General features: G+C 66.7%; 8 protein-coding genes. 3 read left to right on the forward strand and 5 right to left on the reverse strand.

Going from position 1 to position 7,770, the window contains the following annotated elements; genetic code table 11:
• Window positions 1–17: 17 nt before the first annotated feature.
• Both AWC24_RS20040 and exaC read right to left on the reverse strand, forming a co-directional pair.
• Window positions 18–422 (reverse strand): DUF779 domain-containing protein, encoded by a 405-nt coding sequence (locus AWC24_RS20040; protein ID WP_085088588.1) that lies wholly within the window; start codon window positions 420–422, stop codon window positions 18–20.
• The gene (exaC, locus tag AWC24_RS20045; RefSeq protein WP_085088591.1) at window positions 422–1,945 is read right to left on the reverse strand and encodes an acetaldehyde dehydrogenase ExaC; all 1,524 of its coding nucleotides are present in this window, start codon (window positions 1,943–1,945) and stop codon (window positions 422–424) included. Before exaC ends, AWC24_RS20040 begins: the two co-directional genes overlap by 1 nt.
• 57 nt (window positions 1,946–2,002) lie before the next feature.
• Here exaC and AWC24_RS20050 point away from each other — a divergent pair, with 57 nt between their 5' ends.
• Window positions 2,003–4,045, forward strand: a complete 2,043-nt coding sequence (locus AWC24_RS20050) for a prolyl oligopeptidase family serine peptidase (RefSeq protein ID WP_109560577.1) — start codon at window positions 2,003–2,005, stop codon at window positions 4,043–4,045.
• 24 nt (window positions 4,046–4,069) lie between these two features.
• Here the strand turns inward: AWC24_RS20050 and AWC24_RS20055 are convergent, their stop codons facing one another.
• The 3 genes from AWC24_RS20055 to AWC24_RS20065 all read right to left on the reverse strand — a co-directional run bounded on the left by AWC24_RS20055 (window position 4,070) and on the right by AWC24_RS20065 (window position 5,673).
• Complete coding sequence (locus AWC24_RS20055; protein ID WP_085088594.1) at window positions 4,070–4,483, reverse strand: GlcG/HbpS family heme-binding protein; 414 nt, start codon at window positions 4,481–4,483, stop codon at window positions 4,070–4,072.
• A 36-nt stretch (window positions 4,484–4,519) separates the two neighbouring features.
• On the reverse strand, window positions 4,520–5,155 hold the full coding sequence (locus AWC24_RS20060) for a flavodoxin family protein (RefSeq protein WP_085088597.1): 636 nt from the start codon (window positions 5,153–5,155) through the stop codon (window positions 4,520–4,522).
• Between the two features lie 107 nt (window positions 5,156–5,262).
• On the reverse strand, window positions 5,263–5,673 hold the full coding sequence (locus tag AWC24_RS20065; RefSeq protein ID WP_085088600.1) for an SCP2 sterol-binding domain-containing protein: 411 nt from the start codon (window positions 5,671–5,673) through the stop codon (window positions 5,263–5,265).
• A gap of 184 nt (window positions 5,674–5,857) precedes the next feature.
• Here AWC24_RS20065 and AWC24_RS20070 point away from each other — a divergent pair, with 184 nt between their 5' ends.
• Window positions 5,858–7,279, forward strand: a complete 1,422-nt coding sequence (locus AWC24_RS20070; protein ID WP_085088603.1) for an aldehyde dehydrogenase family protein — start codon at window positions 5,858–5,860, stop codon at window positions 7,277–7,279.
• Between the two features lie 267 nt (window positions 7,280–7,546).
• Entirely contained in the window at window positions 7,547–7,702 is a 156-nt protein-coding gene (locus AWC24_RS22710) for an enoyl-CoA hydratase-related protein (protein WP_207568339.1), read from the forward strand.
• Window positions 7,703–7,770: the final 68 nt, after the last annotated feature.

A 7,770-nucleotide genomic window follows, 5' to 3' on the forward strand; every position in this document is an offset into this window, starting at 1 on the left:
TACGACCGCAACCCCGCTCAGCGCGGTAGCGACCCGGTGATCACCGGGACTTCCTCCAGGGCGGCGTTCTCGTGGTCGGTGAAGGCGCGCGCCCGGGACAGGAACCGCAGCCCCTCCGGCGCCTCCAGGCTGAACCCGGCGCCGCGGCCGGGCACCACATCGATGATCAGCTGGGTGTGCTTCCAGGCCCCGAACTGCGGCCCGGAGATCCACACCGGCACCTCACCGCCGGGGATGCCGAGCACACCGAGCAGCACGTCGTGGTCACCGACGATGAAGTCGCCGTCGGGGTAACACATCGGCGCCGAGCCGTCGCAGCAGCCGCCGGACTGATGGAACATCACCGGACCGTGCCGGGCCACCAGCCGTGCCAGCAGTTCGGCTGCCGCCCCGGTGACCCGCACCCGCTCCGGTGCGCCCATCAGAACAATCCCGTCGCGGTCTCCGAGTAGGACACCAGCAGGTTCTTGGTCTGCTGGTAGTGATCGAGCACCATCTTGTGGTTCTCCCGGCCGATCCCGGACTGCTTGTAGCCGCCGAACGCGGCGTGCGCGGGGTAGGCGTGGTAGCAGTTGACCCAGACCCGGCCGGCCGCAATGTCACGGCCGGCCCGGTAGGCGGTGTTGCCGTCGCGGCTCCACACCCCGGCGGCCAGCCCGTAGAGGGTGTCGTTGGCCTGGGCGATGGCGTCGCCATAGTCGCTGAACGAGCCCACCGAGACCACCGGGCCGAAGATCTCCTCCTGGAAGATCCGCATCTTGTTATGGCCGGCCAAGATCGTCGGCTGCACGTAATAGCCGCCGGACAATTCCCCACCCAACTCGGCGCGCTGGCCGCCGGTGATGACCGTGGCGCCTTCGCCCTTGCCGATCTCGATGTAGGACAGGATCTTCTCCAGCTGGTCATTGGAGGCCTGCGCCCCGATCATGGTGGCCGGATCCAGCGGGTCGCCCTGGCGGATCGCCTTGGTGCGGATCGCGGCCAACTCCAGAAACTCGTCGTAGATCTCGGCCTGGATCAGCGACCGCGACGGACACGTGCACACCTCGCCCTGGTTGAGGGCGAAGCCCGCAAACCCTTCTAGTGCCTTGTCGCAGAAGTCGTCAGCGGCGGCCAGCACGTCGGCGAAGAAGATGTTGGGGCTCTTGCCGCCCAGCTCCAAAGTGACCGGGATGATGTTGTGGCTGGCGTACTGCATGATCAGCCGCCCAGTGGTGGTCTCACCGGTGAAGCCGATCTTGGCGATCCGGTTGCTCGACGCCAGCGGCTTGCCGGCCTCGACCCCGAAACCGTTGACCACGTTGACCACCCCGGCCGGCAGCAGCTCACCGATCAGGCTCAGCAGGTACAGAATCGAGGCCGGGGTCTGCTCGGCCGGCTTGAGCACCACCGCATTGCCGGCCGCCAATGCCGGGGCCAGCTTCCAGGCGGCCATCAGCAGCGGGAAGTTCCACGGGATGATCTGGCCCACCACCCCCAGCGGCTCGTGGAAGTGATAGGCCACGGTGTCGTCGTCGAGCTGGCTCAACGCGCCCTCCTGGGTGCGGATCGCCGCCGCGAAGTAGCGGAAATGATCGGCCGCCAGCGGGATGTCGGCGGCCAGCGCCTCCCGGATCGGCTTGCCGTTGTCCCACACCTCGGCCACCGCGAGCTGTTCGCGATGCGCGTCGATGCGATCGGCAATCGCGTTGAGCACCGCCGCCCGCTCGGCCGCAGACGTCTTACCCCACGCCGGCGCCGCCGCATGCGCCGCATCCAAAGCCAGCTCGATATCAGCCGCGGTCGAACGCGCGACCTCGCAGAACACCTGACCGGTAACCGGGGTGATGTTCTCGAAATACTCACCACCGACCGGCGCCACCCACTGCCCGCCGATGAAGTTGCCGTAGCGCGACTCAAAGCTCATCAGCGCCGCCGCGCTGCCCGGACGTGCGAAAACGGTCATCAGTGATTCCCTCTGCCTTGACGGTGTTGTGCACCTCACATTACCGCCGCAGTCACAATGGCGGTCATGGCTGAAGACCCGACGACCGACCCGTACCTGTGGCTCGAAGACGTCACCGGTGACGATGCGCTGGACTGGGTGCGCGCCCACAACGCCCCGACCGTCGACGAGTTCGCGGGTGACGATTTCGAGGCGATGCGCACGGCGGCGTTGGAGGTGCTCGACACCGATGCCCGCATCCCGTACGTGCGGCGGCGCGGCGATCACCTCTACAACTTCTGGCGTGATGCCGCCAATCCGCGCGGACTGTGGCGGTGCACCACGCTCGACAGCTACCGCAGCGGCGCCCCGGAGTGGGACGTCATCATCGACGTCGACGAGTTGAGTCGAGTCGACGACCGGAACTGGGTGTGGGGCGGCGCCAACGTGATCGAACCCGAACTCACCCGGGCGCTGGTCTCGCTGTCCCCCGGCGGCTCGGATGCGGCGGTGGTGCGGGAATTCGACATGGCCACCAGGGAATTCGTCCCCCCTGCTGCCGGCGGATTCCAGCTGCCCGAGGCCAAATCGCGGATCGGCTGGGAGGACGAGGACACGGTGCTGGTGGGCACCGACTTCGGCCCGGATTCGCTCACCGACTCCGGGTATCCGCGGATCGTCAAGCGGTGGCGCCGCGGCCAGCCGCTCGCCGACGCCGAGACGCTGTTCGCCGGGGAAGCGACCGATGTGGTGGTGGGCGCCGGGCGCGATCGCACGCCGGGGTTCGAGCGGACCCTGGTCTCGCGGGCCGTCGACTTCTTCAATGACGAGGTCTACGAGCTACGCGGCGTCCCCGGCGGCCAAGAGCTGATCCGCATCGACGCACCCACCGACGCGTCAGTATCGGTGCATCGACAGTGGATCCTCATCGAGCTGCGCACCGACTGGGACACCGGCACCGCCTCGTATGCTGCGGGCTCGTTGCTGGCGGCCGACTACGACGAATTCTTGGCGGGCACAGCACAGTTGAGTGTGGTCTTCGAGCCCGACGCGCACACCGCGCTGCACCACTACGCCTGGACCCGTGACCGACTGGTGCTGGTCACGCTGCACGATGTGGCCAGCCGGGTGGAGGTGGTCAGTCCGGTTGATTGGCAGCGCCGCCCGGTCGCCGAGGTACCGGCCAACACCAACACGGTGATCGCGGCCGCCGACGACACCGGTGACGAGATCTTCTTGGACTCCAGCGGGTTCAACAGTCCGTCGCGGTTGCTGCACGGCCCGGTGGACGGGCCGCTGACCGAGATCAAGTCCGCTCCGGCCTTTTTCGATGGCGAGGGACTGGAGGTCAGTCAGCACTTCGCCACGTCCAAGGACGGTACCGCGATCCCGTATTTCGTGGTCCGCCCGCAGGACGCGACCGGCCCGACACTGCTGGGCGGCTACGGCGGTTTCGAGGTGGCCCGCACCCCCGGCTACGACGGGGTGCTGGGCCGGCTGTGGCTGGCCCGCGGCGGCACCTACGTGCTGGCCAACATCCGCGGCGGCGGCGAATACGGGCCGGGCTGGCACACCCAGGCGATGCGGGAGGGCCGGCACCTGGTGGCCGAGGACTTCGCCGCGGTGGCAGCCGATCTGGTGGGCCGCGGCATCACCACGGTGGCGCAGCTCGGCGCGGTCGGCGGCAGCAACGGCGGACTGCTGATGGGCATCATGCTCACCGCCTACCCGCAGCAGTTCGGGGCGCTGGTCTGCCAGGTGCCGCTGCTGGATATGCGCCGCTACCACCTGCTGCTGGCCGGCGCCTCCTGGATGGCTGAGTACGGCAACCCGGACAACCCCGACGACTGGGCGTTCATCGGCGAATACTCGCCTTACCAGAACATTTCGGCACAGCCGAACTATCCCCCGATGCTGATCACCACCTCCACCCGCGACGACCGGGTCCATCCCGGGCACGCCCGCAAGATGACCGCGGCGCTGGAGAAGCTCGGCAAGAAGGTCTGGTACTACGAGAACATCGAGGGCGGCCACGGCGGGGCCGCCGACAACGCGCAGGCGGCGTTCAAATCCGCATTGAGCTTCTCGTTCCTGTGGCGGATGCTGGGCGGGCGGAGCTGACGCTCCAAGACGGCGGGCGGCGATTCACAGCGCCGCGGCGGCCGCCTCTGCCACGGTGGTGTCCTGCTCTCCGGTACCACCGCTGACCCCGACCGCTCCGACGATCTCGTCGTCCTTACGCAGCGGGATTCCGCCTGCGAAGATCATAATCCGCCCGCCATTGGAGACGTGGATGCCGTAGAACTGCTGCCCGGGAGCAGCCGCGGCGGCGAGCTCGGCGGTCGCGATATCCAAGGCACGCGCGGTGTAGGCCTTGTTGATCGCGATGTCGATGCTGCCGATCCAAGCGCCGTCCATTCGGGCATGTGCGACCAGGTTTCCGCCGGCGTCGACGACGGCGATGTTCGACGGCGACGAGATTTCCTCGGCCCGGGACCGGGCGGCGTCGATCACGCGCTGTGCATCATCGAGCGACACCGACTGGTAGGTGGATGTCATGGCCTCAGGGTGCTCCTTCCGACACGGTCTCCATCCTCAATCCGGCCCGGGATACGGCGGGTACGGGCTTTGCCGCAGCACTTCGGCAAGGTGCACCGCATTGCGCGCTGCCGCGGCGGTCGTCGTCGCGACCGGTTCCGGGACCTGGTCCAGGTCCCGGTAGTCCACGCCCTGCATGGCTTCGCCGTTCCAGTACGTGCAGCCCTGGGCGGGTATCGAGAAGCCGATGTCGTTGAGCGCCTGGAACAGATCGGCGACGATCTTGTGTGCGCCGTCCTCGTTGCCGACGACGGCCGCCAGCGCCACCTTGCCCACCATCCTGGGCCGGCCGGCCTGGTCCTGCTCGGAGAGCTCGGCGTCGAGTCGCTCCAGCACTCGTTGCGCGACGCTGGACATGTGGCCGACCCACGTCGGCGTCGACATGACAAGAATGTTCGCCGACTTGATCTTCTCCAGCAGGGCCGGCCAGTCGTCGCCCTCCCCCATATCGGCTTCCACGCCGGGAAGCAGCGACAGATCGACGCAGCGAACCTTGTCGCATTCGACGCCCCCGGAACGCAGCTGCCCCAGCAACTGGTCCGCGATCAGATCGCTGCTTGACGGGGCGTCGCCGCCCTTGAGCGTGCATATCAACGCGATTGCGCTCAGCGGCGGCGGTGCGGCCGAAGTCATGCCTGTCGGCGTACCCGCGGCGTAGGGAGGCCAAACGGCACGGCGCTATCGGCGCAGCGCCCCCAGCAGCGCGACGGTCCAGGCCTGCTATGCCGACGGGGACCGATTCAGCCGATCGAATATCCCCTGTCGCCCACGTAGTCTCGATACCGATCAAAGGCCGGAGTGATGGCCGGCAGGAGCTTGAGCAACTTCGACACCTGACCTTCGACCTTGACTTTGCGTCGTGCGATGGCCATCGGCACATTGAGCTTGCCCAGCCAGAACCGATGCGCGTCGTCTGCCGACATGGTTAACCGCACCTCAGCGTCCTGACCGCTCGCCTCCTGTCCGTGTGACACCACGGGCGGGTCCACTGTGCAGTCGAGCATGAAGACCTCATCGGGGTCGGTGTACTGCACTTGGAAAGATGTATTGCCGGCGACGAACTTCGGTCGCAGTTCCGGATCGGCGACCAACCCTTGCAGGAACGGGGTCACCAAATCCTGCAACTGCGCTGCGGACTCGAACTCTGCCATGCGTGTGACTCCTTAACCTCCGGGCACGTCTCGGGCTGGTCGACTGACGGATTCCCGCCCTTGAACCTAACACTGTACGATAACCGTTGGAACTGTGCTTCACAGGAATTCGGCCAAAGGCCACCCGAAAGCCGAACGCCACGTTTGCGTACCAGGCCGGTGAGCTCACCGACAAAGGAGTCCCATGCCCACCCAGACCATCAACGGCGTTGCCGCACCCACTCTCGGCGAGTTCGACGTCATCAATCCTGCGACGGGCACCCCGTTCGCGACGGCCCCGGAAGCTACCCGAGAACAGGTCGGCCAGGCCTTTCAGGCAGCCGCGCAGGCCTTCCCCGCTTGGTGTGACGACGAGGATTTCCGGCGCGCCAAGCTGAGGGAGGCATCCGCGGCAATCGCGGCCAACGCGGACGAGTTGACCGGCCTTCTGAGTCGGGAATCAGGCAAGACCGCGCAGTTCGCGGGCTTCGAAGTACCCGTCGCCGTGGGTTGGCTGGCCTACTATGCGGATCTGGACCTGCCCCGCGAACTCCTTCGCGATGACGAGACCGCACGAGTTGAGCTCATTCGCCGCCCGGTCGGTGTCGTCGGCGCTATCACCCCATGGAACATGCCGATCGGTCTGGCGTTCTTCAAGATCGCCCCGGCCCTGCGGGCGGGGAACACCGTCGTCCTCAAACCGTCTCCGTTTACGCCACTGAGCACACTGCGGTTCGGCGAAATTCTTCGCGAGATCCTTCCTCCCGGGGTTCTCAACATCGTCAGCGGCGGAGACCAGGTCGGCCAGTGGCTCGTCGAGCACCCGCTGGCTCGCAAGATCAGCTTCACCGGGAGCGTGGATGCCGGACGGTCGGTCAATATCAGTGCCGCGAATGATTTCAAGCGTGTAACCCTTGAGCTCGGTGGCAACGACGCGGCGATAGTGCTTGACGACGTCGACGTCGCCCAGATAGTGCCGGGACTATTCTGGTCGGCGTTCTTCAACAATGGACAGGCCTGCGCCCTCATCAAGCGGGTGTACGTCCCGCGCCGGCTCTACACCGACGTCGTCGATGCGCTGGCGGGCGTCGCCACGAGTACCGTGGTGGGCGATCCCACCGACCCGGCCACCCAACTCGGGCCGGTGGCGAACCTTCCCCAGATCCAGCGCGTTACCGGTCTGGTGGACAAGGCGCTGGAAAACGGCGCGACAGCCGCCGCCGGTGGTCGCCCGCTCGATCGGCCGGGCTACTTCATGGAACCGACTATCGTCGCCGATATCGCCGATGGGACGCCGCTCGTGGACGAAGAGCAATTCGGGCCGGCGCTGCCGATCATCGCCTACGACGATCTCGACGACGCCGTCACCCGTGCCAACGGGACTGACTTCGGCCTCGGCGCGAGCGTCTGGACGGCCGACCCCGGCCGCGGGGCGCGGATCGCCGAAAAGCTGCAGGCCGGTACGACGTGGGTCAATACTCACGCCAGCCTGGGGCCCACCGTGCCGTTCGGCGGGCGTAAGCACAGCGGCCTGGGCGTGGAAAACGGCCCATGGGGCTTGGAGGCGTACACCGATCTACAGGTTGTCCACGTGAACCGCGGCACTCCCGGCCCCAGTGCGGGGTAGTGGGGCTTCCAGACCGTGAGCGACGACGTCCTGGTCGAGACGCATGGCCCCGCCGTCACGTTGCGATTGAATCGGCCGGCCAAACACGATCACGGCCGGCATGTACGAATCGCTGGCAGATGCGATAGAGGCTGTTGGCCCCGCGGTCACTCCTTTCATTCTCCTGATGGGTTCGGGCACTGCGTTCACTGCCGGCAACGATCTGGCTGACATGAAGCCGAACCCGCCCAGTGGCGAACTCCCCGCCCGGTACGTTTCCTTGACGCGCTGTCGCGGACGGACGCCGTGGTGATCGCTGCGGTCGACGGCCATGCAATCGGAATCGGGACGACACTTCTGTTGCACTGCGATCTCGTCTATGCGAGTGCTCGCAGTACGTTCCGGTTTCCGTTCGTCGATCTCGGATTGGTACCGGTGAGGTGAGCCCCTCGTAGTGGTCCAGTTGTTGTGCGACTCTGATGCCCGGTGTTCGGGCAGGAAGAATCAGCAAC

Source organism: Mycolicibacter senuensis (assembly GCF_002101885.1).
GTDB lineage: Bacteria > Actinomycetota > Actinomycetes > Mycobacteriales > Mycobacteriaceae > Mycobacterium > Mycobacterium senuense.